A 24,257-nucleotide genomic window follows, 5' to 3' on the forward strand; every position below is an offset into this window, starting at 1 on the left:
AGCGGCGCGCTCGCACAGTCTTTGGGAGGGGACTGCGTATGAACACTGTGATCGCTGCGATCGTCGGAGCGCTGGCGGCCGGGGCCGTGATGGTGGGTGGCGTCAACGCCGCCCAGGACACGACCGAGCCCGTCGCCCAGAGCGAGCTCTACACCTACTCGAGCCGGTAGCCGGCTGGGGTCGACACGCGTCCGGGCACTGCCCGGCCGCGCATCGACGCACAGCCTGCCGCATTCGGCTTGGGAGGGTCCGATGCTGCACATCGTCATTCCGGCGTACAACGAGGAACGCCGGCTGCCGCGCACCTTGCGCGAGCTCCGTCGCTACGTGAGCGCCCATCGCGCCGTGCTCGGCGACGCGACCGTCGTCGTGGTCGACAACGGGAGCACCGACCGCACTGCCGAGCTGGCCCGCGAGGCCGACCGCCCGGCGCTGCCGGTGCGGGTCGTGCGCTGCGCCGTCCGGGGCAAGGGCGCTGCCGTGCGCGCCGGCCTGCTGGCCACCGCTGCCGCCGACGACGACCTGGTCTGCTTCATGGACGCCGACGGCGCCACTGGGCTGGACGCACTGCTCGAGGCGTGGCGGCGTACGGCGCTCGGCGCCGACGTCGTGATCGGGTCGCGCGGCCTGCCCGGCTCGCGCACCGACGTCCGCTCCGACCGCGTGCGCAGCACCGGCGCCGCCTGCTACCGCCGGCTCACCGCGCGGCTGCTGCCCGACATCGCCGACACCCAGTGCGGGTTCAAGGTGTTCCGCGGCGAGGTCGCCCGTCGGGCCGCCGGCGACCTGCGGGCCCGCGGCTTCTCGTTCGACGTCGAGCTCCTCGTGCGCCTGCGCGCCGCCGGTGCCCGGATCGACGAGATCCCGGTGACGTGGGCCGACGTCCCCGGCTCGACGTTCGTCCCGGCCCGTCACGGCGCAGGGGCCTTCGCCGAGCTCGCCGCCATCGCGTGGCGCACCCGCCGGCTCGCTGCCGGCACCCTGACTGCCGGCTCGGCGGCGGGCGCGGGACCGCGTTCCCCCATGACGCGGCCCGCTCCCGTCGCCTTGCCGGTCCCCCTCGCCGTGCCGCAGGAGGCCCTGTGAGCACCGCGCCGGCGAGCGTTGCCGACAGCCTGCGCGGGGTGCGCGCGGTCGTCGTCAACTGGCGCGACCCCGACCACTCGCTCGCGGGCGGGTCGGAGGTCTACGCCTGGCAGTTCGCCCGCGCGCTCGCCGAGGGCGGCGCCGACGTGGAGTTCCTCACCGCCCGCGAGCCGGGCCGGCGCCGCACCGAGGAGCGTGACGGCATCCGGATCCGCCGGGCGGGCGGGGCTCTCGGCTTCTACCCGGTGACGTTGCTGCGGCTCCTGCGCCGACGCCGCCGTACCGACATCGTCATCGACCCGTCGTGCGGTCTGCCGTCGTTCTCGCCGCTGGTGCTGCGGCGCCGTACTCCGGTCGTCCTGGTCATGCACCACGTGCACCAGGCCCAGTTCGACACCCACTTCCCGGCGCCGGTCGCGGCGTTCGGCCGGTGGCTGGAGCGGGTCGCGATGCGCCGGGTCTACCGCCGGCGGCGCGTCGTCGCTGTGTCGCCGTCGACGCTGGGCGAGATGCGCCGCCAGCTCGGCTGGACCGGCGACATCGGCCTGCTCGCCAACGGGTCCGACGTGCCCGGCCACGAGCCCCAGACCGCGTTCGACGCCGACCGGATCGTCGTCCTCGGCCGGCTGGTCGCGCACAAGCGGGTCGACCTCGTCATCCGCGCGCTCTTCGAGCTCCGGGTGCGGCCGTCGACCTCGGCGCGCCGGCTGCGCCTCGACATCGTGGGCCAGGGACCCGAGCGGGAGCGCCTCGAGCGCCTCACCGCCGACCTCGGCCTCGACGACCGGGTCACGTTCCACGGCTACGTCGACGACGAGACCAAGGGCGAGCTGCTCACCGGTGCCGCGGTCCACGTGTGCGCCTCCGATGCGGAGGGCTGGGGCCAGGCCGTGATCGACGCTGCCGCTCACGGCGTCCCCACGCTCGCCCGCGACGTGCCGGGCCTGCGCGACTCGATCCGCGACGGGGTGACCGGCTGGCTGGTCCCCGACGCACCCGGTGACCCCGAGGAGGTACGGCGCCGCCTGAGCGACGCCCTGGCCGCCTCCGTCACCACCGACCTCGCGCCCGCCGAGCGGGCCGCCCGGGCCGACGCGTGCCGCGCGTGGGCCCAGCAATTCGACTGGTCACGGATGCGGGAGCAGGCCCGCGCACTGGCCACCGAGGAGATCGTCGGGCACGCCGGAGCGTTGCCCGACCCGCACCACCTGCCGCGCGACACCCGCGTGGCCGTCTGAAAGGTCGATCCATCATGCGCCGACTGCGCCGATCCGCCGCCCCCGTGCTCGTGGGGCTCGGCGTGTTCCTGATCGTGGCCGCGGGCCTGGTCCGGTTCTACGCCTATCCCACGCTGGCCAAGGTGCCGGACAACTACAAGGGCGAGACGTTCCTCGAGGCCGAGGGCGCCCGCATCCTCAACTTCGAGACCTACGAGACCGAGGTCCACGACCTCGAGATCACGTCGGGCACCCGCCAGGACGTGGACGCCGACACCGCCGACGGCGACGTCGTCTGGGTCAACGTCGTGACCGCCGAGGTCGAGGGCTGGACCGAGCCGTTCCAGCAGTCGACCGAGCGCGCCGCGTTCGACGAGGTCTCGGGCGAGGGCGTCGAGTGCGACGACTGCGACACCTGGATCGAGGTCAAGGAGGGCGAGGAGACCGTGCGCGAGCCGGTCACGTTCGAGGGCCAGGTCTACAAGTTCCCGTTCGACACCCAGAAGAAGACCTACGAGGTCTGGGACGGCAGCCTGCGCGACACCGCGCCGGCGACCTACGAGGGCACCGAGGAGATCCAGGGGCTGACGGTCTACAAGTTCGTCCAGGAGATCCTGCCGACCGTCATCGAGACCCGTGAGGCGCCCGGCTCGATGTTCGGCTCGGAGGAGGGCACCGTCGACGCCGAGATGACCTACGCCATGACCCGCACCTTCTACATCGAGCCCGTCACCGGCTCGCCCGTGCAGCGGGTCGAGGAGCGGACCCAGCAGCTGAACTACGACGGCCAGGCGGTCGACGTGTTCACCGGAACGGTCAACTTCACCGACGGCGAGGTCGACGCCACCGTGTCCGACCTCGAGGGCCAGGCGCCGCTCCTCGGCGGCATGCGGTTCCTCTTCCCGCTCGGGTTCCTCGTCGTGGGCGTCCTCGCGCTCGCCGCTGGCCTGTTCCTCGGCCGCCGGGCCGAGGACGGCAAGCAGCACGAGGCGCCGGCGGACCGACCGCTGGTCAACGCCTGACGCCCGCTCGCCTCACAGCCTGCTGACGACGGCCTCGAGCAACCGCTCGAGGCCGTCGGCGTCCCACACCGCCGCCCGGGCCCGCAGCGTGAACGTCGTGACGTCGCGGTGCGTCACCGCGCCGAGGGAGATCCCCGAGCCGCCGGCGGTCACCGGGTGGAACGCCAGTCGCTCGACCGCCGGCGCGTCCACGACCCCGAGGTGGGACACGAGCAGGGTCGAGCCGAGCCGCGGCGCGAGCAGGCGCAGGCCGACGGACATGCCGCGCGTCGGGGCCGCCTCGAGCGGCGCGCTCCGCACCGCCTCCCGGATCGCGGCGGCGTCGAGACGCTCGGCGTCCCGGACCCGCAACAGACCGCTGCGGTCGGCGATCGGCGCTCCCGGTGCGTGCGGCGACCCGACGCCGACGGCGATCGCGACGTGCCGGCCGCTCCGCCCGAGCGACCGCTCGTGCTCCACGGCGGCCGCGGTCGCGGCCACGACGATCTCGGTCGTACGGCGCCCGCCGGTCACCGTCGCCTCGGCCATCACGTCGCCGCTTCCTCCGGCGGGCGAGGCGGGACGCAGCCGGGCGGGTGGCGTTGCGGCCACCTCGACGAGACGGCGCGCGACCGACGCGATCCGACCCCCGCCCGGTGGGCGCGCACCCGGCCGCCGGACGTCGCTGGAGACGGGGGAGGGGCCCAGTGCCTCCAGCACCCGCAGCAGACCCAGCCCGTCGGCCGCGCCGTGGTGGGCGGAGATGACGAGCGACGTGCCGGCGGTACCGACGAGCACCGGCGCGGGACGCGCCTCGGCGAGGTCGGTGCGCAGCCCGTCCGGGGAACCGCCGACGGTCACCGCGGGCGCCGCGCCCCAGCCCTGGTCGCGGTAGAGCGCGGCCAGCAGGTCGGCGACGTCGTCGGGACGCGGTCGGTGGGGGAGGTCGGCCGTGAGCAGGATGCGCCACCCGATCCCCGGGTCGGCCGCCCAGGTGTCGTGGTGGCTCACGGCTTGCGGGCCGAGGCGACCAGGCTGACGCCGGGCAGCCGCCGGAGGGGGACCACCCGCTCCATGGCGACGGCGGCGCGAAGACCGGCGTTGAGGACCGGGTGCACCGGCTCCATCTCGCTCTCGGCCGTCGTGTGGCGACGGCGTCGCGCGCGCACGACGGGACGCAGCAGCACGTTCCACGACCAGAGGTCCTCGACCTCCAGCCCGGCCCCGGTGATCCGCGCCCGCAGCTCCTCCCGCTCGTAGCGCCGCACGTGGCCCAGCGCGACGTCGTGGCCGCTCCACAGCCTCATCGAGCAGGGGACGGCGATCAGGGCGCGGCCACCGCGGCGCAGCACCCGGTGGGTCTCGCGGGCGACCGCCTCGTCGTCGTCGATGTGCTCCCACACGTCGGTCGAGATGACCAGGTCGAGGGACTCGTCGGCGAACGGGAGCCGGCGCGCGTCACCGCGCACCACGTCGAGCCCGCGTGACGCGGCGATGCTCGCCCCGACGGGAGTGAACTCGACGCCGGTGACCCGCCAGCCGAGGTCGCGCAGCACGGTGGTGTTGCCTCCCGGACCGCAGCCGACGTCGGCCGCTCGGCCGGCCGGCCACGACCCGACCGTGCGCCGCACGAGGGCCCGCCGCTCGGCGTACCACCAGTGCCGCCGCTCGAGCGCCGCCGACCGGGCGATCTCCTCCTCGTCCACGCGTCGACCCTAGCGGTGCCAGAGACCCGCGGATGCGGCGACGGGGCACCAGCCGGATGGCTGGTGCCCCGTCGCCCGGGTGGGTCAGAAACCGCCGAAGAACATCGTGCGATCGGGGTTCTTCAGGCCCGACCTCACGTTGGACGGGTCGGCGCCCGCCCGCAGCTCACGACCGTCGTCGATGCCACCGAAGTCGGTGTCGGCGTTGGTCGGGTCGGACTTCCGGAAGTTGTGCTTCCGGTTCTTCGATCCGGTGAACTCCGGCTTGTCCCGCACGCTGTCGTTGTCGGTGTCGGGATCGGTCGGGTCCGTCTTGCGCAGGCCCAGGGTGTAGACCGAGCCGTAACGCTTCCAGACGAACACCTTCTGCTTGATCCGGATGCCCTCGATCTCGCGGAAGTCGGTGAGCTTGTCGCCGTCGGTGTCCTTGACGCACGGGTCGGGCTTGACCAGGCCGATGCGCGTCTTCTTGTGCTTGCGGACGCCGAGGTAGACGACCTGCCGCATCCGGATGCCCTTGACCTCCTCGCCGTCACCGAGGCGGTCGCCGTCGGTGTCGACCTTCAGCGGGTTCGTCGAGCCGGTGGAGCAGCGGGTCGGGCCGTTGACCTCGCGCGAGTCGCTGAGGCCGTCGCCGTCGGTGTCGGGATCGAGCGGATCGGTGCCGCGGCTGTCCTCGTCGCCGTCGTTGAGCCCGTCGTCGTCGGAGTCCGGGTCGGTCGGGTCGGTGCCGTTGTCGACCTCGGGACCGTCCTCGACGCCGTCGTTGTCGCTGTCGGGGTCGTTGGGGTTGGTGCCCTCGTTCTGCTCCTGGCCGTCGTCGAGGCCGTCGTTGTCGGTGTCGGGGTCGGTCGGGTCGGTGCCGTTGTCGACCTCGTCGCCGTCGTTGACGCCGTCGTCGTCGGTGTCGGGGTCGTTGGGGTCGGTGCCTTCGGCGGCCTCGTCCTCGTCGGAGAGCCCGTCGTTGTCACCGTCGGTCACCGTCGGGTCGTTGGGGTCGAGCGGGTCGGTGCCGTTGTCGATCTCGGTGCCGTCGTCGATCCCGTCACCGTCGGTGTCGGGGTCGAGCGGGTCGGTGCCGTTGTCGACCTCGTCGCCGTCGTCGATCCCGTCACCGTCGGTGTCCGCGGTGTTGGGGTCCGTGCCGGTCTCCCTGATCTCCTCGCCGTCGGTCAGGCCGTCGCCGTCCGAGTCCGGGTTGGCCGGGTCGGTCGGATCGTTGTCGTAGCCGTCGTTGAGGTCGCCCGAGGTCTCGTCCGCGTCGCTGATGCCGTCGCCGTCGGTGTCGGTCTGCGCCGGGTCGTTGGGGTCGAGCGGGTCGGTGCCGTCGTCGACCTCGTCGCCGTCGCTGATGCCGTCACCGTCGGTGTCGGGATCGAGCGGGTCGGTGCCCTCGGTCCGCTCCTCGCCGTCGGTCAGCCCGTCGTCGTCGGAGTCGGGATCGAGCGGGTCGGTGCCGTTGTCGGCCTCGTCGCCGTCGTTGACGCCGTCGTTGTCGGTGTCCGGGTCGAGCGGGTCGGTGCCGTTGTCGGCCTCGTCGCCGTCGTTGACGCCGTCGTTGTCGGTGTCGGCGTCGTCGGGATCGGTGCCGAGCGCGTCCTCCTCGTCGTTGGTGAGGCCGTCACCGTCGGGGTCGTTCGGGTCCGTCGGGTCGTTGGGGTCGAGCGGGTCGGTGCCGTTGTCGACCTCGTCGCCGTCGTTGATCCCGTCACCGTCCGTGTCGGGGTTGTTGGGGTCGGTGTCCGCTGCGTTCTCCTCGGAGTCGGTGAGGCCGTCGCCGTCGGTGTCGGCTGCGAGCGGGTCGGTCGGTGCGCCGTCGAACTGGTTGCCCGAGCCGTCGACCTCGGCGCCGTCCTGGATGCCGTCGCCGTCGGTGTCCGGGTCGTTGGGGTCGGTGCCCTCGGTGTTCTCCTCGGAGTCGGTCAGGCCGTCGCCATCGGAGTCGGGTGCCAGCGGGTCGGTCGGTGCGCCGTCGAACTCGTTGCCAGAGCCGTCGACCTCGGGGCCGTCCTGGATGCCGTCGCCGTCGGTGTCCGGGTCGTTCGGGTCGGTGCCGAGCTGGCTCTCCTCGGAGTCGGTCAGGCCGTCGCCGTCAGTGTCGGTCTGGACGTCGTCCGCAGGGTCGAGCGGGTCGGTGCCGTCGACGTTGACCTCGGTGCCGTCGTTGACGCCACCGTTATCAGTGTCGGGGTCGTTGGGGTCGGTGCCCTCGGTGTTCTCCTCGGAGTCCGACAGCCCGTCGCCGTCGGTGTCGGCTGCGAGCGGGTCGGTCGGTGCGCCGTCGAACTGGTTGCCCGAGCCGTCGACCTCGGCGCCGTCCTGGATGCCGTCGTTGTCGGTGTCGGGGTCGTTGGGGTCGGTGCCGAGCTGGTTCTCCTCGTCGTCGGTGAGACCGTCACCGTCGGAGTCCTGGGGCGCGGTCGTGCACTCGACGCCGCCGGTCGGGGCGGTGGCCTCGACGTCCGCCGGACCGACGGCGAGGTCGAGGTCGACCGCAGGCGAGCCGAGCAGCTCCGCGTGCAGGACGACCCGCAGGACTGCGTCCTGGGAACCGGAACCCGTGGCGCCGGAGCTGGTGTTCGTGAACGAGCCGAGACCCACCTGGAGATCGATGTTGGCCAGGCCGAGGTTGACCGGGACGTCGATCAGCTGGCCCTGGGCCGAGATCGTGGCGATCGTGACGCCGCCGACGATCACCTGGGCGGTGACGTTCTCACGGCTCGCCGTGCCGGTGGTGCCGTCGGACTCCGCCCGGGTGGTCACCCCCTCGGAGAGCCGGATGGTGATGCCGCCGAGGAGACCGGTGAGCAGCCGGACGTCGCCGACGGTGGTGTCGACCTGCGAGACCATGTGGGAAGCGCCGTCGCCGTCGGCGTCCTCGAGGAACGTCCGGGCCTCGGACTCGACGGCCCCGATCTGGGCGACCGAGCCGAAGCCGGGGACGCTGACCAGCGTTGCCGCGGCCAGCGACGTGGTGGCGCGCCCGAGCAGCCGGATGTTGCCGTCCGCCGGCGGGCACTCGTCCGCGCTCACGTAGTTGGCCTCGACGTCGCCGCTGATGACGCCGAGGTTGGCGATCGAGGCCAGGTCGACGGGAAGCAGGGTGTCGCTCGAGGCCGCCGACGGCGGAGCCGTGACGGTCTCCTCGTCGACCTCGAGTGGCAGCGTCAACAGCTCGGCGTCGAGGTTGGCGCTCGTCGACGTCACGTTGGGCGCCGCGGTGGTGCTGTCGGCCTCCGTGTACGAGTGGCCGATCGGGACCCTCGTCGCCGCGCCGCCGAGGATGTCGGCGGGCAGGTGGACGAGGTCGCCGTGGGCCGACCCGCTGTACGGCGCCGGCAGCGGGTCGGCGTGGGCCGGCGCTGCCGGGGCGGTGAGGGTGAACGCGCTCGCGGTGACCGCCGCGGTTCCCCCCAGGACGATGGTGCGCGCTGCGGTGGCGGCGCGACGACGTAGAACCTGCATTGGATGGCTCCCTCTTGCATCCGCGCGTTCGGTGGAATTGGAGCCTAAACCCATTTCTTGCAGCCGACCCCCAGTCTTGCAACGAAGCACTTTTCGGAAGGTTTCGTGCTATTGCCGGGACGTCCATTCCCCGAGACGACAGGCAGCAGCCCCCGGACACGCGGTGTCCGGGGGCTGCTCTCCGCAACGGCCGTCAGCCGCCCGCGGTGCCCAACCTCCCCTGCGGGTCCCGCGGTCCCGACCTGACGTCGGCCGGGTCGGAGCCGGCGCGCAGCTCCTTGCCGTCCGTGATGCCGCCGAAGTCGGTGTCGGCGTTGGTCGGGTCGGACTTCCGGAAGCCGTGGGCCTTGTTGCGGCGCCCGGTGATCTCGGCCAGGTCCGGGACGCCGTCGTCGTCGGTGTCACGGTCGGTCGGGTCCGTCACCCGCTTGCCGATCCGGTACGAGCTCCCGAACTTCGCTCGCACGATCACCTTCTGCCCCAGGCGCGAGCCACGGACCTCCCGGCGGTCGCTGAGGCCGTCGGCGTCGGTGTCCTTCACGCACGGGTCCGGCCGGACCAGCCCGATCCGGGTCTTCCCGTGCTTGCGGACGCCGAGGTAGACCACCTGGCGCAGCCGGATCCCATTGACCTCCGAACCGTCGCCGAGACCGTCGTTGTCGGTGTCGCGGTCGAGCGGGTCGGTGTTGCCGGTCGAGCAGTTGGTCGGCCCGTTGACCTCCTGGCCGTCCTCGAGCCCGTCGTCGTCGGTGTCGGGGTCGAGCGGGTCGGTGTCGGTCTCCTCGACCTCCTCGCCGTCCTCGAGCCCGTCGTCGTCGGTGTCGGGGTCGAGCGGGTCGGTGCCGATCCCGTCGTCCGGTCCGTTGCCGTCGTGGTCGACCTCCTCGCCGTCGGTGAGCCCGTCGTCGTCGGTGTCCGGGTCGTTGGGGTCGGTGCCGTGGTCGTCCTCCTCGTCGTCCGGCAGCCCGTCATTGTCGGCGTCGTTGTCGCACGCCTGCGGGTTGTCGGACGGGTCGAGCGGATCGGTGTCGTTGTCGACCTCGGTCCCGTCGTTGACGCAGTCGTCGTCGGTGTCGGGGTCCAACGGGTCGGTGCCGGTGCCGGTGTCCGGACCGTCGCCGTCGGTGTCGACCTCCTCACCGTCCTCGAGGCCGTCGTCGTCGGAGTCGGGGTCGAGCGGGTCGGTTCCGTAGCCCTCGTCGGGCCCGGGGCCGTCGTGGTCGACCTCCTCGCCGTCGGTGAGCCCGTCGTCGTCGGAGTCGGGGTCGAGCGGGTCGGTGCCGTGGTCGGGCTCCTCGTCGTCCGGCAGCCCGTCGTTGTCGCGGTCGACGACGTCGCACTCGACGCCGCCCGTGGGGGCGGTGGCGGTCGCGTCCATCTGGCCGAGGCCGAGGTGGAGGTCGACGAGCTCGGTGGCGAGCGGGCCGCTGCCGAGCGTCGCGTTGAGGTCGACCGCGAGGACCGCGTCCAGCGACGCGGACGCGGTGGCGCCCTCGCTGGTGTCCTCCGGGCTGAACGCCGCCACGTCGAGGGTGACCGTCGCGAGCCCGAGCAGGTTGAGGCCGGGGATCGAGACCGGCTCGCCAGTGACGGGGATCTCGATGGCGTTCTCCTCGTCGCCGCCGATGACCACCTCGATGAACGGGTCGGAGTACGTCGTGGTCGCGCCGGCCTCGGTGCCGTCCGAGGTCGCGGTGATCACGGCCGGGTCGGTGACCTTGATGACGACGGCGCCGTCGAGCAGGCTGACGTCGCCGATGCTCAGCGTCGAGCGCGAGCGGACGCTGTCGCCCAGCGCCGCGGCCTTCTCGAGCAGCTGGGTCTCCGTCTCGACGAACGACGCGCCGACCGACGCGACGCTGTCGATCGTCGGGATGCCCGGGATCGTGGGCAGGCCGAGGACGGTCAGGCCGGCGAGGTCGGTCTTCGAGCTGCCGAGCGTGCGCACGCCCTCGGTCGGCGTCGGGCACGTGATGTCCGAGGTGTAGTCGGCCTTCACATCACCCGCGATCACCCCGAGGTCGACGAGCGGCGCCAGGTCGAGCGGCAGCAGCGTCTCCCGAGGCGGGTCGACGGGCGGGGGAGCGGTGGCCGCGACGTAGTCGGTCTGGAGCGTGGGCGACTCGCCGAGCAGCTGGATGTCGGCGTTCGAGCTGACGGCGTGCACCCGGGCGGCCGCCGGGATCGGCGGCAGGCCCTCAGTGGCCGTCAGGCCGCCGGTGCTGTCGAGCTGTGTCTGGGAGTGGCCGACGTAGACGTTGGCGAGCGACCCGCCGAGGAGGTCGACCTCCACGTTCAGCAGGTCGGCGTGCGCGTCGGCGTCGTACGGCGCCGGCAGCGGATCGGCGTGCGCGGACGGTCCCGGCACGAGGACGAACGCCCCGGCGGTGGCCAGGGAGGTGACAGCGAGTGCCGCCGCCCGGGTGCGGGCGCGGAGCTTGGAGGGAGCAGTAGCGGGATTCAATTGGAACTCCTACAGGAGCACGGTTGGGGCCGCCACGCACGCTAAGCACATTCCGGTGCCTCTGCGCTGCTCTTGCAAGAAATACCCGCGGGTCCGCAGGTAGGGACGCTCAGCGCGGCTCGAGGTCGGCGCCGAAGATCGCCGTTCCCGGCGTGAGCCGGCCGCGGACCCGCGACCAGCCGCCCCAGAGCCGCTCGTTGCGCTCGGGCCACTCGGGCTCGAGGAGGGTGGTGATCCGGAAGCCGGCGCCCGCGAGGATCCCGACCCAGTCGCCGAGGGTGCGGTGGTGCTCGGCGTAGGCGGTCGCTCCGGTGCTGTCGTCCACCTCGACGTACGGCGTCCGGTCCCAGTACGACTGGGTCGCCGTGAGGCCCTCGCTGGTCGGGTCGTCGGGGAACATCCACCGGGTCGGGTGGGTGATGGAGAACGCGAACCGGCCGCCCTCCCGCAGCACCCGGGCGGTCTCGGCCACCGCGTCCTCGATGTCGGCGACGAACTGGAGCGCCCCGAAGGAGCAGAAGACGACGTCGAAGCTGTCGTCGCGGAAGGGCAGGTGCGTCGCCGTGCCCCTCACCGACGGCACCGCCACGCCCGTCTCCTCGTCGATGCGGCGCGAGTGCTGGAGCTGGCGGTGGGAGAGGTCGAGCCCGATCGACCGGCCGCCGCGGCCGCGGATCCAGCGGGAGCACTGGCCGGCGCCCGACCCGACCTCCAGCACGTCCCGGCCCGCCACCGGCCCCAGCACGCCCGCCTCGGCCTCGGTCAGGCCCTCGGGACCCCACAGGAACCCGGCGTCGCCGAGGTACTCGCCGTGGGTGGCCTGGTACTCGTCGGCGTACCGGTCCCAGTCGGCCCCGTTGGCCAGGCGGGACTCCTCCTCGGTGACCGGGCGACGATGGGCGGTGACGGGCGGGTGCGGCCAGTGCTGTTGCACGGGACGAGCGTATCGGCGTCAGTTGGACCTGCGCAGTGCCGCCCGCGTACGATTGACCCTTGTGTCTGCAACCCGCAGGCACGGATCACATCGACATCTGCCCACCCAAGGATCTATCCCTTCTCATGACGAGCACCCTCTCGACCCCTCAGCTGAGCCAGTACGACGACAACGCGCCCCAGGTCGCGGTCAACGACATCGGCTCCGAGGCGGACTTCCTGGCCGCTATCGACCAGACCATCAAGTACTTCAACGACGGTGACATCGTGGATGGCACCATCGTCAAGGTCGACCGGGACGAGGTCCTGCTCGACATCGGTTACAAGACCGAGGGTGTCATCCCCTCCCGCGAGCTCTCGATCAAGCACGACGTCGACCCGTCCGAGGTCGTCACCGTCGGCGACAAGGTCGAGGCCCTGGTCCTCCAGAAGGAGGACAAGGAGGGTCGCCTGATCCTGTCCAAGAAGCGCGCCCAGTACGAGCGCGCCTGGGGCACGATCGAGGAGGTCAAGGAGGCCGACGGCGTCGTCGAGGGCACCGTCATCGAGGTCGTCAAGGGCGGCCTGATCATCGACATCGGCCTCCGGGGCTTCCTCCCGGCGTCGCTCGTCGAGATGCGCCGCGTCCGCGACCTGCAGCCGTACGTCGGCCAGACGCTCGAGGCGAAGATCATCGAGCTTGACAAGAACCGCAACAACGTGGTCCTGTCCCGCCGCGCCTGGCTCGAGCAGACCCAGTCCGAGGTCCGCCACGGCTTCCTCACCCAGCTCCAGAAGGGCCAGATCCGCAAGGGCGTCGTCTCGTCGATCGTCAACTTCGGTGCGTTCGTCGACCTCGGCGGCGTCGACGGCCTGGTCCACGTGTCCGAGCTGTCGTGGAAGCACATCGACCACCCGTCCGAGGTCGTCACCGTCGGCGACGAGGTCACCGTCGAGGTCCTCGACGTCGACATGGACCGCGAGCGTGTCTCCCTGTCGCTGAAGGCGACGCAGGAGGACCCGTGGCAGCACTTCGCCCGGACCCACCAGATCGGCCAGATCGTGCCCGGCAAGGTCACCAAGCTGGTCCCGTTCGGCTCGTTCGTGCGGGTCGAGGAGGGCATCGAGGGCCTGGTCCACATCTCCGAGCTGGCCGAGCGCCACGTCGAGATCCCGGAGCAGGTCGTCGGGGTCAACGACGACGTCATGGTCAAGATCATCGACATCGACCTCGAGCGTCGCCGGATCTCGCTGTCGCTCAAGCAGGCCAACGAGACCACCGCGGCCGCCGACGTCGAGGAGTTCGACCCGACGCTCTACGGCATGCCGGCGACCTACGACGAGCAGGGCAACTACGTCTACCCCGAGGGCTTCGACCCCGAGACGGGCGAGTGGCTCGAGGGCTACGAGGAGCAGCGCGCGGTCTGGGAGGACCAGTACGCCAAGGCGCACGCCCGCTGGGAGGCCCACGTCAAGCAGCAGGCCGAGGCCAAGCAGGCGGAGATCGAGGCCGGCGAGGCCACGTCGTACTCCTCCGGCGGGGGCGACGACCAGGCTGCCGACGTCGACGCGGGCGGCTCGCTCGCCTCCGACGAGGCGCTCCAGGCGCTCCGCGAGAAGCTCACGGGCGGCAACTGAGCAAACGCCGAGTCGGCTCGTCCTCACGCCCTGCGGTGTGAAGACGAGCCGACTCGGTGCATTTTTGGCGGCGGATCGAAGGGAGGGGCCTGACGACTCGGCGTCAGCCGGAGAAGTGGTCGTGGCGGACGGAGCGGACCAGGGCGGCGAAGCCGAGGACCAGGGCGAGGATGAGGATCATGGTTTCCATGGCAGAAATCATGCTCTCTTAAAGATCCTGCCACCAGTGGCAGAAATGCCGCCTTGCGTTGATTTCCTGCCATGACTCTGCCACGCTGAGCGGGTGCTGACCAACGTTGCCGTCCTCGCCTTCGACGGCGTCGCGCCGTTCGAGCTCGGCGTGCTCTGCGAGGGCTTCGGGATCGACCGCACCGCCGATGGCGTGCCGGCGATCGACTTCGCCGTCTGCGCCGAGGACGACCGCCTGATGCGCACCTCGATGGGCTTCTCGATCCAGGCCGAGCACGGTCTCGACCGGCTCGAGACGGCCGACCTCGTCGCGGTGCCGGCGATCCCGCGCGGCGGCATCCCGCCCGAGGCGGTGGTGCGTGCGCTCCAGGACGCCTACCAGCGCGGCGCGCGCATCCTGTCGGTCTGCAGCGGCGCCTTCACGCTGGGCGCCGCCGGCCTGCTCGACGGCCGGGAGTGCACGACCCACTGGATGTACACCGAGGAGCTCCAGAGCCGGTTCCCGCTCGCCCGGGTCGTCCCCGAGGTGCTCTACGTCGACAGCGGCCAGATCGTCACCAGCGCCGGCACCGCGGCGGGCCTCGACGCCTGCCTGCACATCTGGCGCCAGGAGTACGGCGCCGCGATCGCCTCGACGGTCGCCCGCCGCGCCGTCGTGCCCCCGCACCGCGACGGGGGTCAGGCGCAGTACATCGCCCGCGCCGTGCCCGACTGCGACGCCGAGACCCTCGGGCCGCTCCTCACCTGGGTCGTCGAGCACCTCGGCGACGACCACACCGTGGAGTCCCTCGCCAAGCGGGCGCACATGTCCCCGCGCACGTTCGCGCGGCGGTTCCGCGACGAGACCGGCACGACGCCGCACAGCTGGCTGACCCGCCAGCGCGTCGCCGCCGCCGAGGAGCTGCTCGAGCGCACCGAGCAGCCGGTGGAGTGGATCGCGGGCCAGGTCGGCTTCGGCAACGCCGCGGCCCTGCGCCACCACTTCACCCGGGTGCGCGGGGTGAGCCCGCAGGCCTACCGCCGCCAGTTCGCCTGCTGACCGGTCGGTCGCCGGCGGCTGGTAGGAAGGGCGCATGCAGCAGCGACCCCTTCCGCGGCTCTCCCGCGACGCGTCCGTGATCGGCCTCGGCACCTGGCAGCTCGGCGCCGACTGGGGCGAGGTCACCGAGGACGACGCCCTCGCCGTGCTCGAGGCGGCCGCCGACGCCGGAGTGACGTTCTTCGACACCGCCGACGTCTACGGCGACGGCCGCAGCGAGCAGGTCATCGGCCGCTTCCTCCGTGAGCACCCGGACGCCGCGATCACGGTCGCGACCAAGATGGGCCGCCGGGTGGAGCAGCTGCCGGAGCACTACGTCCTCGACAGCTTCCGGGCGTGGACCGACCGCTCGCGGCGCAACCTCGGCGTCGACACGCTCGACCTGGTCCAGCTGCACTGCCCGCCCAGCGCCGTGATCGACGATGACGCCACCTACGACGCCCTCGACACGCTGGTGGCCGACGGCGCGATCGCGGCCTACGGCGTGAGCGTCGAGACGTGCGACCAGGCGCTCTCGGCCATCGCCCGGCCGGGGGTGGCGAGCATCCAGATCATCCTCAACGCGTTCCGCCTCAAGCCGCTCGACGCCGTGCTGCCGGCGGCCGCCGACGCCGGGGTCGCGATCATCGCGCGCGTCCCGCTGGCCTCCGGCCTGCTGTCGGGGCGCTACGACGCGACCACGCGGTTCGCGCCCGACGACCACCGCAGCTACAACCGCCACGGCGAGGCCTTCGACGTGGGCGAGACGTTCTCGGGCGTCGACTACGAGGCGGGCGTCGCCGCGGCGCAGGAGTTCTCGGCCCTCGTGCGCGAGCACGGTCCCGCGGGAGCCTCGCCGGCACAGGTCGCGCTCGCCTGGGTGGCCCAGCAACCGGGCGTCTCCACGGTGATCCCGGGCGCGCGCAACGTCGAGCAGGCGCGGTCCAACGCGGCAGCGGGCGCGTTGCCCGCGCTCGCGCCCGAGCTGCTCGACGGCGTCCGCGGGATCTACGACCGCTACTTCCGGGCCGCCGTCCACGACCGCTGGTAGGCCTCAGAGCTCGGAGCGCCGTACCTTCCCGGTGAGCGTGCGGGGGAGCGCGTCGCGGAACGCATAGCTCTTCGGTCGCTTGGGCGGGGCCAGGTGCTCCCGGGCGTACGCCGCGAGCGCGTCCTCGTCGACCGTGCCGACCACCGCGGCGCAGACCCGCTGCCCCCACGTGTCGTCCGGCACGCCGTACACAGCGACGTCGTCGACGCCCGGGCACTCGCCGAGCACCTGCTCGACCTCGGCCGGGTAGACGTTGACGCCGCCGGAGATGATCAGGTCCTCGCGACGGCCGTCGAGGTAGACGTAGCCGTCGGCGTCGATCCGGCCGTGGTCGCCGACGGTGAAGGCCGGGCCGTCGGGGGTCTGCCGCCAGGCGGCCGCGGTCTTCTCCGGCTCGCCGTAGTAGGTGAACCGGGCGAACTCGGGCACCACGCACCAGAGCAGCCCGTCGGGGTCCGCGGTGAGGATCCGACCGGGGCGGGCGCGGCCGACGGTGCCCGGGTGCGCGAGCCACTCCTCGCTGCGGCACGCGGTGAACTGGCCCTCGGTCGATCCGTAGAACTCCCAGGTCGAACCGTCGGGGAACAGGTCGATGAGCCGGCGCTTGACCTCGGTCGGGCACGGGGCGCCGGCGTGCGCCACCAGCCGGAACGACGACAGGTCGGGCACGCCGACCTCGTCCCAGTGGGCGAAGAGCCGTTGCAGGTGGGCCGGGACGCAGAACATCGTCGTCGGCCGCTCGGCGCGGATCGCGTCGGTGACGGCGGCCGGATCGAAGGGACCGGGGATCACCACCCGGCCGCCCGCGAGCACGGTGCCGAGCGCGAACCGCAGCGGAGCGGAGTGGTAGAGGGGGCTCAGGACCAGGTTGACGTCGTCCGGGGCGAAGCCCCACAGGTCGCGCTCCTCGGCGACGAGTGCCTGTGCCTGCTCCGGGTCGAGCACGCCGGAGCAGACCCCCTTCGGCGTGCCCGTGGTGCCGCTGGTGCAGTGCATCGGCCGGGCGAGCGGCAGGCCGGGCGCGGGCAGGACGGCCAGCAGGTCGGCGAGCTGGTCCTCGTCGGTGACGACCAGTGTCGGGTCCAGGCCGGCGAGGATGCGGGTGCGCTCGCCCTCGGTCAGGCGCGGGTCGAGCGGGATCGGCAGCACGGCGCCGGTCAGCATCCGCAGCACCGCCTCGAGGTAGGCGTGCGAGCCGGGGACGAGCAGCGCCACCCGGTCACCCGTCGTCGGTCGTCGCACGGTGCTCACAGTAGGGTCCGGCTGTGCGCGTGGGACTGACCGGGGGAGTCGCCTCGGGGAAGAGCACCGTCTCGGCGATCCTCCGGGAGCTCGGTGCGGTCGTGATCGACGGCGACCAGCTCGCGCGTGAGGTGGTCGAGAAGGGCACCCCCGGCCTGGCCGCGGTCGTCGAGGCGTTCGGGCCGGAGGTGCTGACGCCGGACGGCCACCTCGACCGGCCCAAGGTCGGCTCGATCGTCTTCAACGACGAGCAGCAGCGCCGCGTGCTCGAGGGGATCGTGCACCCGCTCGTCTTCGAGCGGGTCGTCGAGCTCGAGGCCAACGCGCCCGAGGGCGCCCTGGTGGTGCACGACATCCCGCTGCTGGCCGAGACCGGGCGGGCCGACACGTTCGACGCGGTGATCGTCGTCGACGTCCCGGCCGAGGTCCAGGTGGAGCGGATGCTGCGCGACCGGGGCTGGACCGAGGAGGACGCCCGGGCGCGGATCGGCGCGCAGGCCTCGCGGGAGGACCGGCGCGCCATCGCGACGTACGTCATCGAGAACACGGGGACGCTCGACGACCTCCGCCGCAAGGTGACCGAGGTCTTCCAGCAGCTGACCTGACCGGCTGCGCCAGCTGGGTCGCTGACCTAGCCTGGTCCGGGAGGGATGATGCGTTCGATCTTCGGGGGGCTGTGCGCTGCCCTCGTCACGGCGGTGCTCGCCGCACCGGCGCCGCCGGTGCCTGCGGCGGCCGAGCCGACCCCGGAGCCGGTCCGGATCCTGCTCGTCGGCGACTCGGTCACGCAGGGCTCGGCAGGGGACTGGACCTGGCGCTACCGGCTCTGGCAGCACCTCGCCGCCGCCGGCGTGCCGGTCGACCTCGTCGGCCCCCGCACCGACCTCTACGACAACGTCGCCGACGAGCACGGCTCCCTCGCGTACGCCGACGGAGCCTTCGACCGCGACCACGCGGCTCGGTGGGGCATGCAGGTCGAGGTGCTCGACGTGCCGATCGCCGACCTGGTCGCCGAGCACCGGCCCGACGTCGTCGTCGAGATGCTCGGGTTCAACGACCTCTACGCCCAGCGGACGCCGGAGACCGTGGCGGCCCGGATCGGGCGCTTCGTCGACGAGGCACGGACGGCCGACCCCACCGTCGACGTGGTGCTGGCCGAGGCGACCCAGTCCTGGTTCCCGGCGGTGCCCGAGCTGAACGCCCGGTTGCGGTCGGTCGCCGCGGCGGCGACCACGGACGGGTCGCGGGTGGTCGTGGCGGCCACCGCTGCCGGTCACGACGCGCTCGCGGACACCTGGGACGGCTCCCACCCCAACGCGCGGGGCGAGGTGCGGATCGCCTGGGCGGTCGCCGACGCACTGCACGGGCTCGGCGTCGGGCCCGCGGCCGACCGCGCGGTGCCGTTCCCGCCCGTCGGGCCGCGGTCCGGCGCCCGGCTCTCCGCGGTGCCGAGGGATGCGAGCGCGACCCTCGCCTGGACGGGTCCACCCGGCGCGACGAGCCAGTACGTCTGGGTCCGCGACGTCACAGCCGGCCAGGCGTGGACCCGCCTGCCGTTCCGGGTCGCGGGCGGAGCGTGGACCGCCCGCTACCTCACCAACGGCCACCGCTACGACTACCGGCTGCAGCCGGTGAAGGGTGACGACGAGCCGGGCGGGAGGGTCTTCTCGAACGTCGTGCGCGTCGCACCCTCGCCGCCCCCGGGGGCGCCGCGGCGCCTCGCCGGCGACGCGGGTCGCCGGTGCGCGGTGCTCACCTGGCTGGCGCCGCGCCACGCGCGCAGCTATCAGGTGCAGCGGCGCACGCCGTACGGCTGGCGCACGCTCGGCCGCACTATCCGGCCCCGCTACCTGGCAACCGGCCTGCCGCGCGCCGCGGCGTGGACGTTCCGGGTGCGGTCGTGGCGCGGCGACCAGCGCGGTGACGCGGCCACGGTCCGGGTGCCCCGGGGCGGCCCGGCAGCGGCCTGCGGCTGACCGCGTCGGCACAGGACGCTCGAAGGCCCCCGCCCAAAGGGTGGCGGAGGCCTTCGATCAGCTGACCTGACAGGCGGTGGGGAAACCGAAAGGTCGAGCCAGCGTCCTTGTGGAGTTGTACGGTCAGGCGGCCAGGTCAGGGTCACCCAGGCGGCGGAGCTTCTGGAGCGCCTCCCGCTCGAGCTGGCGCACCCGCTCGGCCGAGATGCCGTGCTTGGCGCCGATGTCGGCCAGCTTGTGCTGGCGGCCGTCGGTGAGGCCGTAGCGCGACCGGATGATGTCGGCGGCCCGGTCGTCGAGCTGCCCGACCAGCCGGTTGAGGCGGTCGCGGGCCTCGGTGTCGAGGACCGTCAGGTCGGGGCCGGGCGAGGTCTCCTGGGCCATCAGGTCGCCCAGCGAGGTGTCGCCGTCCTCGTCGACCGGGGTGTCGAGGCTGACGTGCTCGCGCCCCCACGAGAGCAGGTCGAGCACGCGCTCGAGCTCGATGCCGAGCTCGGCGGCGATCTCCTCCGGCTCCGGCTCGCGGCCGAGCTGCCGCTCCAGGGTGCGCCGGGCGCCGCCGACCTGGTTGAGCTCCTCGACGACGTGCACGGGGAGGCGGACGACGCGCGCCTGCTGCGCGATGCCGCGGGTGATCGCCTGACGCACCCACCAGGTGGCGTAGGTGGAGAACTTGTAGCCCTTGGCGTAGTCGAACTTTTCGACCGCGCGGATCAGGCCGGTGTTGCCCTCCTGGATCAGGTCGAGCATCGGCATCTGCGCGCGGCCGTACTTGCGGGCGATGGAGACGACCAGGCGGAGGTTGGCGGTGATGAACTCCTGCACCGCACGCTGGCCCTCCTCGGCCATCCACTCCAGCTCCTCGCGCTTCACGTTGCCGGCGGGAGCGCCCTTGCGGCGGCCCCAGCGACCCTCCTTGAGGAGGTGCTCGGCGTAGAGACCGGCCTCGATCGTCTTGGCCAGCTCGACCTCGCGGGCAGCGTCGAGCAAGGGGGTCCGGGCGATCTCGTCGAGGTAGAGCCCGACGCTGTCACGGCCCTCGATCTCGCGGACCGCACCCTTCTTGTTTGCGACTGCAGTTGCCATCGCGACCCTCCTTCGCATACGGACCTTGGATCCGTACTCCTCGTCAACGTGCCGCGGCGGCGAGTGATTCCCCATGCGGCCTACGTAGAGTCAGACGTTCCGACGGTTCCCAGAGTTGCCGGGGAGCTGACTTCTCAGGGACTTCTCAGGGGTCGCGTTACCCAGGGTGTCGCTCCCTACCCCCCACAGCAGGTCACGCGCTGGCGAGGCCCATCCGGTCGAGGATCCAGGCGAGGGTGAACGCGCGGTCGTGCCAGGCCCGGTAACGGCCCGAGACGCCGCCGTGGCCGGCCGCCATCTCGGTGCGCAGCAGCACGTCGGCGCGCGGTGCGCGCTCCCGCAGCCGGGCGACCCACTTGGCGGGCTCGACGTACAGCACCCGGGTGTCGTTGAGCGAGGTCTCGGCCAGGATCGGCGGGTAGGGGAGGTCGGCGACGTTCTCGTACGGCGCGTAGCCGGCGATGCGGGCGTAGGCCTCCGGGTCGTCGGACGGGTTGCCCCACTCGTCGTACTCGGGCACGGTCAGCGGCAGGCTGGCGTCGAGCATGGTGGTGAGGGCGTCGACGAACGGGACGCCGGCGACGATCCCGCCGAACGCCTCCGGTGCCTGGTTGGCCACCGCGCCGACCAGGAGGCCGCCGGCGCTCGCGCCCTCGGCGACGAGCACGTCCGGCGTGGTCCAGCCGGTCTCGACGAGGTGCCGCGCGCAGGCGATGAAGTCGTCGAACGTGTGCTGCTTGTGCTCGAGCTTGCCGTCGTCGTACCAGTTCCGGCCCATCTCGCCCCCGCCGCGGACGTGCGCGATCGCGAACGCGGCGCCGCGGTCGAGCAGCGAGAGCCGGCCCACGGCGAAGTAGGGGTCGATCGAGGTCTCGTAGGCGCCGTAGCCGTAGAGGTGCAGCGGCACCGGGTCGCCGCTCGCGCGGGCGTCGCGTCGTACGACGAGCGAGATCGGCACCCGTACGCCGTCCGGCGCCTTCGCCCAGAGCCGGTGCTCCTCGTAGTCGGACGCGTCGTAGCCGCCGAGGACCGGAGCGCGCTTGAGCAGCGTGAGCTCGCCCGTGCGCAGGTCGTAGTCGTGCACCGACGACGGCTCGGCCATGCTCGTCATGCCCACGCGCACCGTCGGCTGCTCGAACGAGGGGTTGCTGCCGGCGCCGACGGTCGCCAGCTCGCTCGGGAACTCCACCAGCCGGTCGTCGGCGACGCCCGCGGGCGCGTCGTCGCCGAGCACGAGGATCCGCACCTGCGGCAGCCCGCCGCTGCGCTGGGAGACCACGAGGTGGGTGGCGTAGGCGTCGACGTCCTCGAGCCGGACCCCGGGGTCGTGGGGGAGCAGCGGCCCCCACCCGTCGCGCGCGGTCGGCTCGGTCGGGGCGGTGGCCAGCTCGAACTCGGGGCCGGAGGCGTTGTGGAGCACCAGGAAGCGGTCCTCGCCGGCGATGCGCGCGTGCTCGAGGGAGTACTCCACCCCGTCCTCGCGGGTGGCGAAGCAGACCGGGGAGGCCCCCGCGTCGGCGGCGTCGAGGTAGTGGTACTCCGACGTCGTCTTCGAGCTCGCCGCGATCATCACGTAGCGCCGGCTGCGGGTGCGGCCGACGCCAACGAAGTAGCGGGCGTCGGGCTCGTGGAACACGAGTTCGTCGTCGCCTTGGGCGGTGCCGAGGCGGTGCCGCCAGACCTTGTCCGGACGCCAGCTCTCGTCGATCGTCGTGTAGTAGAAGTGGTCGGGCGTCCCGCCCCAGGTGACGCCGCCGAGCACGCCGGTGAGCTCGTCGGCGAGGTGCTCGCCCGTGGCGAGGTCCTTGACCCGCACGGTGTAGCGCTCGTCGCCGACCACGTCGACGGCGTAGGCGAGCAGCCGATCGTCCGGGCTGACGCTGGAGCCGCCCAGCGAGAAGAACTCGTGCCCCTCGGCGAGCGCGTCGAGGTCGAGCAGGACCTCCTCGCCCGGCAGCGCCGGCTGGTCGGGACGCGCGTCCTCGGCCGGGCGCGGCGGCGTCCAGTCGTCGGGGTCGGTCACCGGCGTGCGGCAGCTGGCGCCGTACTGGCGGCCCTCGAAGGAGCGGCCGTAGTACCAGTAGCCGCGCACCCGGGTGGGCACCGACAGGTCGGTCTCGAGGGTGCGGCCCTTGATCTCCTCGAAGATCGCCTGGCGCAGCTCGGCGAGGTGGGCCGTGCGGGCCTGGGTGTAGTCGTTCTCGGCCTCGAGGTGGGCCATCACGGCCGGGTCGTCCTTCGCGCGCAGCCACTCGTAGTCGTCCGTGCGCTCGTGACCGTGGTGGTGCGTGACGACGGGGCGGCGCTCGATGCGCGGCGGCTGCGGTGCGGCGGACATGTCCGCACGCTATCCGGCCGGTCCATCCACAGATCCCGGTGGTCGGCTGTGGAGGGAGGCGGAAATCCTGTGGAGGACGGAGCGCCGTCGGTGGAGGGTCCTGTGGGACCGGAAGTATGTGGAATTTCTTTGCCGAAAGCCCTTGTGCCGCGGTCGCGCAGGGGCGTAGAACTCTCCTACCGATCCGGACCGCGGAACCTTCGGGGGAAGCGAGAAGGTCGGGGGCGAAGGCCCCGGGACTTGTCCCGGACCGTCGTCGGCAGGCCGCTTCGGCGGCCGGCCAAGCCGAGGGCCTCTTGATGCTCATACCATCAAGAGGCCCTCACCCTTTTTGGTTGTGGTGCGGGGACGCCGAGCGTGTCGCCGCCCGCGCACGGCACCATGGTCGTCGCTGCGGTCGTACGTCGCAATGCGGGCGCGTGACGATCGTGTGAACGGAGCGATGTGGTGTGACGGGTCGGCGCCTTCGGCGCGCAGCTGCGCTCGCTTCGCTCACTCCGCTCCGCTGCGCGCCCCATCGTCGCCGCGCCAGGGGGACAGCAGGGGATCGTCCGTCGCGAACGAGCGGACGGGCCCCGGCGGCGTCTCCGCGGTCTCGAATCGCACCGTGACCACGCCCTTGCCCGAGCCCCACACCCAGCCCCGGCCGTGCTCCTCGTGCACGACGTCCATGCCGGGATACCACCCCGACCGGTGGCGGGCGCCCGCCTCGTCGACCTGCGCGTCGGTGGCGTCGTCGCCGGGCTCCTCGGGAGCGTCCTCGGGCGCGGCCTCGGTGAACAGGTCGTCCTGGACCCAGTCGGCGAGGCCCGAGACGCCGACACCGAGCAGGCGCACCCCGCCGGTGGTGTCGAGGTCGTCGAGCAGCCGGGTCGCCGTCCGGCCGATCAGCGCGCCGTCGTCGGTGGGGGAGGCGAGCGTCACCGACCGGCTGACGGTGCTGAAGTCGTAGCGGCGGACCTTGATCGTCACCGTGCGGCCGGAGATGCCGTTGGCGCGCAGCCGCTTGGCGACGCCCTGGGCCTGGCGACGGAGCAGGCCCGCCATGAGCACGCGGTCGGTGAGGTCGTGCTCGTAGGTGCCCTCGACGCTCACCGACTTCGTCTCCCGCTCGGCGACCACCGCGCGGTCGTCGTCGGCGCGCGCGAGCTGGTAGAGCCCCTGGCCGTGGGCCTTCCCGACCAGGCGCACCAGCTCGTCGAGGCTGAGGCCGTGCAGGTCCGCGACGGTGCGCACCCCGACGCCGTGGAGGCGGTCGGCGGTCGCCGGGCCGACGCCGGGGATCACCGTGACCCGCATCGGGTGGAGCACCTCGAGCTCGGTGCCCGGCACCACCACGTGGAGGCCGTCGGGCTTGTCGAGGTCGCTGGCGACCTTGGCGAGGAACTTCGAGCTCGCCAGCCCGACCGACGCGGTCAGGCCGCCGGTGACCTCGTGCACGCGGGCGCGGAGCCGCTCCGCGCAGGCGGTGACGGTCGCGAGCTCCAGGTCGGGTAGGCCGGCCCGTTCGAGGTCGACGAACGCCTCGTCGAGCGAGAGCGGCTCGACCAGGGGCGAGCAGGCGCGCAGCACCTCCATCACGGCCGCGCTCGTCTCGCGGTAGGCCTCGAACCGGCCGCCGAGGAACGCGGCGTGCGGGCAGCGGGCGCGCGCCTCGCGCGTCGACATGGCGGAGCGGACGCCGTACGCCCGCGCCTCGTAGGAGGCGGTCGACACGACGCCGCGGTTGCCGGTGCCGCCGACGACCACCGGCTTGCCGCGCAGCGACGGCTTGTCCCGCTGCTCGACGGCGGCGAAGAAGGCGTCGAGGTCCAGGTGGAGCACCGATGCCTGCTTCCGCACGCGAGCACGGTAGGCCATTCCTCCCC

At 72.7% G+C, this 24,257-nt stretch carries 18 protein-coding genes; 9 read left to right on the plus strand and 9 right to left on the minus strand.

Annotated features, from left to right (window positions below; genetic code table 11):
* Window positions 1-38: 38 nt before the first annotated feature.
* The 4 genes from HNR19_RS23125 (at window position 39) to pgfA (ending at window position 3,325) form a co-directional block, all read left to right on the plus strand.
* Complete coding sequence (locus tag HNR19_RS23125) at window positions 39-170, plus strand: hypothetical protein (RefSeq protein ID WP_281366470.1); 132 nt, start codon at window positions 39-41, stop codon at window positions 168-170.
* Between the two features lie 82 nt (window positions 171-252).
* Window positions 253-1,086, plus strand: a complete 834-nt coding sequence (locus HNR19_RS08800) for a glycosyltransferase (RefSeq protein WP_179667562.1) — start codon at window positions 253-255, stop codon at window positions 1,084-1,086.
* Complete coding sequence (locus tag HNR19_RS08805) at window positions 1,083-2,324, plus strand: glycosyltransferase (RefSeq protein WP_179667563.1); 1,242 nt, start codon at window positions 1,083-1,085, stop codon at window positions 2,322-2,324. The genes HNR19_RS08800 and HNR19_RS08805 overlap by 4 nt, the downstream gene beginning before the upstream one ends.
* Window positions 2,325-2,338: 14 nt before the next feature.
* Window positions 2,339-3,325, plus strand: a complete 987-nt coding sequence (gene pgfA / locus HNR19_RS08810; RefSeq protein ID WP_179667564.1) for a cell envelope lipid trafficking protein PgfA — start codon at window positions 2,339-2,341, stop codon at window positions 3,323-3,325.
* A 12-nt stretch (window positions 3,326-3,337) separates the two neighbouring features.
* Here pgfA and HNR19_RS08815 read toward each other — a convergent pair whose 3' ends face one another.
* From HNR19_RS08815 to HNR19_RS08835, 5 genes are all read right to left on the minus strand, one after another.
* Window positions 3,338-4,315, minus strand: a complete 978-nt coding sequence (locus tag HNR19_RS08815) for a serine/threonine-protein kinase (protein ID WP_179667565.1) — start codon at window positions 4,313-4,315, stop codon at window positions 3,338-3,340.
* Window positions 4,312-5,010, minus strand: coding sequence for a methyltransferase domain-containing protein (locus HNR19_RS08820; protein WP_179667566.1), 699 nt, complete (start codon window positions 5,008-5,010; stop codon window positions 4,312-4,314). The genes HNR19_RS08815 and HNR19_RS08820 overlap by 4 nt, the downstream gene beginning before the upstream one ends.
* Window positions 5,011-5,094: 84 nt before the next feature.
* Window positions 5,095-8,475 (minus strand): hypothetical protein, encoded by a 3,381-nt coding sequence (locus HNR19_RS08825; protein ID WP_179667567.1) that lies wholly within the window; start codon window positions 8,473-8,475, stop codon window positions 5,095-5,097.
* A gap of 193 nt (window positions 8,476-8,668) precedes the next feature.
* Complete coding sequence (locus tag HNR19_RS08830) at window positions 8,669-10,939, minus strand: hypothetical protein (RefSeq protein WP_179667568.1); 2,271 nt, start codon at window positions 10,937-10,939, stop codon at window positions 8,669-8,671.
* Window positions 10,940-11,048: 109 nt separating this feature from the next.
* Window positions 11,049-11,873, minus strand: coding sequence for a methyltransferase domain-containing protein (locus HNR19_RS08835; protein WP_179667569.1), 825 nt, complete (start codon window positions 11,871-11,873; stop codon window positions 11,049-11,051).
* 125 nt (window positions 11,874-11,998) lie between these two features.
* Here HNR19_RS08835 and rpsA point away from each other — a divergent pair, with 125 nt between their 5' ends.
* The 3 genes from rpsA (at window position 11,999) to HNR19_RS08850 (ending at window position 15,747) form a co-directional block, all read left to right on the plus strand.
* A complete protein-coding gene (gene rpsA / locus HNR19_RS08840; protein WP_179667570.1) occupies window positions 11,999-13,489 on the plus strand; it encodes a 30S ribosomal protein S1 in 1,491 nt (496 codons plus the stop codon).
* 283 nt (window positions 13,490-13,772) lie between these two features.
* Window positions 13,773-14,717 (plus strand): helix-turn-helix domain-containing protein, encoded by a 945-nt coding sequence (locus tag HNR19_RS08845; protein WP_179667571.1) that lies wholly within the window; start codon window positions 13,773-13,775, stop codon window positions 14,715-14,717.
* Between the two features lie 34 nt (window positions 14,718-14,751).
* Complete coding sequence (locus HNR19_RS08850; protein WP_179667572.1) at window positions 14,752-15,747, plus strand: aldo/keto reductase; 996 nt, start codon at window positions 14,752-14,754, stop codon at window positions 15,745-15,747.
* Between the two features lie 3 nt (window positions 15,748-15,750).
* Here HNR19_RS08850 and HNR19_RS08855 read toward each other — a convergent pair whose 3' ends face one another.
* Window positions 15,751-16,989 carry a class I adenylate-forming enzyme family protein gene (locus HNR19_RS08855; RefSeq protein WP_343047115.1) on the minus strand — a complete coding sequence of 413 codons (1,239 nt, stop codon included), beginning with the start codon at window positions 16,987-16,989 and terminating at the stop codon, window positions 15,751-15,753.
* 23 nt (window positions 16,990-17,012) lie between these two features.
* Here HNR19_RS08855 and coaE point away from each other — a divergent pair, with 23 nt between their 5' ends.
* Complete coding sequence (gene coaE, locus HNR19_RS08860) at window positions 17,013-17,594, plus strand: dephospho-CoA kinase (RefSeq protein ID WP_179667573.1); 582 nt, start codon at window positions 17,013-17,015, stop codon at window positions 17,592-17,594.
* 48 nt (window positions 17,595-17,642) lie between these two features.
* Complete coding sequence (locus HNR19_RS08865; protein WP_179667574.1) at window positions 17,643-18,965, plus strand: GDSL-type esterase/lipase family protein; 1,323 nt, start codon at window positions 17,643-17,645, stop codon at window positions 18,963-18,965.
* A 123-nt stretch (window positions 18,966-19,088) separates the two neighbouring features.
* On the opposite strand, the gene HNR19_RS08870 is transcribed toward HNR19_RS08865, so the two are convergent.
* The 3 genes from HNR19_RS08870 to HNR19_RS08880 form a co-directional block, all read right to left on the minus strand.
* A complete protein-coding gene (locus HNR19_RS08870) occupies window positions 19,089-20,051 on the minus strand; it encodes a sigma-70 family RNA polymerase sigma factor (RefSeq protein ID WP_179667575.1) in 963 nt (320 codons plus the stop codon).
* 193 nt (window positions 20,052-20,244) lie between these two features.
* The gene (locus HNR19_RS08875) at window positions 20,245-22,389 is read right to left on the minus strand and encodes a S9 family peptidase (RefSeq protein ID WP_179667576.1); all 2,145 of its coding nucleotides are present in this window, start codon (window positions 22,387-22,389) and stop codon (window positions 20,245-20,247) included.
* A gap of 492 nt (window positions 22,390-22,881) precedes the next feature.
* Window positions 22,882-24,231: a DNA polymerase IV gene (locus HNR19_RS08880; protein WP_179667577.1), complete on the minus strand. Its 1,350-nt coding sequence runs from the start codon at window positions 24,229-24,231 to the stop codon at window positions 22,882-22,884.
* Window positions 24,232-24,257: the final 26 nt, after the last annotated feature.

It is taken from the genome of Nocardioides thalensis (assembly GCF_013410655.1).
In the GTDB taxonomy this organism is placed as follows: domain Bacteria; phylum Actinomycetota; class Actinomycetes; order Propionibacteriales; family Nocardioidaceae; genus Nocardioides; species Nocardioides thalensis.

Coding starts and splice junctions, on each gene's coding strand:
- rpsA (WP_179667570.1), top strand. CDS start 11,999: ATGACGAGCACCCTCTCGACCCCTCAGCTGAGCCAGTACGACGACAAC.
- HNR19_RS08875 (WP_179667576.1), bottom strand. CDS start 22,389: ATGTCCGCCGCACCGCAGCCGCCGCGCATCGAGCGCCGCCCCGTCGTC.
- HNR19_RS08850 (WP_179667572.1), top strand. CDS start 14,752: ATGCAGCAGCGACCCCTTCCGCGGCTCTCCCGCGACGCGTCCGTGATC.
- HNR19_RS08825 (WP_179667567.1), bottom strand. CDS start 8,475: ATGCAGGTTCTACGTCGTCGCGCCGCCACCGCAGCGCGCACCATCGTC.
- pgfA (WP_179667564.1), top strand. CDS start 2,339: ATGCGCCGACTGCGCCGATCCGCCGCCCCCGTGCTCGTGGGGCTCGGC.
- HNR19_RS08800 (WP_179667562.1), top strand. CDS start 253: ATGCTGCACATCGTCATTCCGGCGTACAACGAGGAACGCCGGCTGCCG.
- HNR19_RS08865 (WP_179667574.1), top strand. CDS start 17,643: ATGCGTTCGATCTTCGGGGGGCTGTGCGCTGCCCTCGTCACGGCGGTG.
- HNR19_RS08870 (WP_179667575.1), bottom strand. CDS start 20,051: ATGGCAACTGCAGTCGCAAACAAGAAGGGTGCGGTCCGCGAGATCGAG.
- HNR19_RS23125 (WP_281366470.1), top strand. CDS start 39: ATGAACACTGTGATCGCTGCGATCGTCGGAGCGCTGGCGGCCGGGGCC.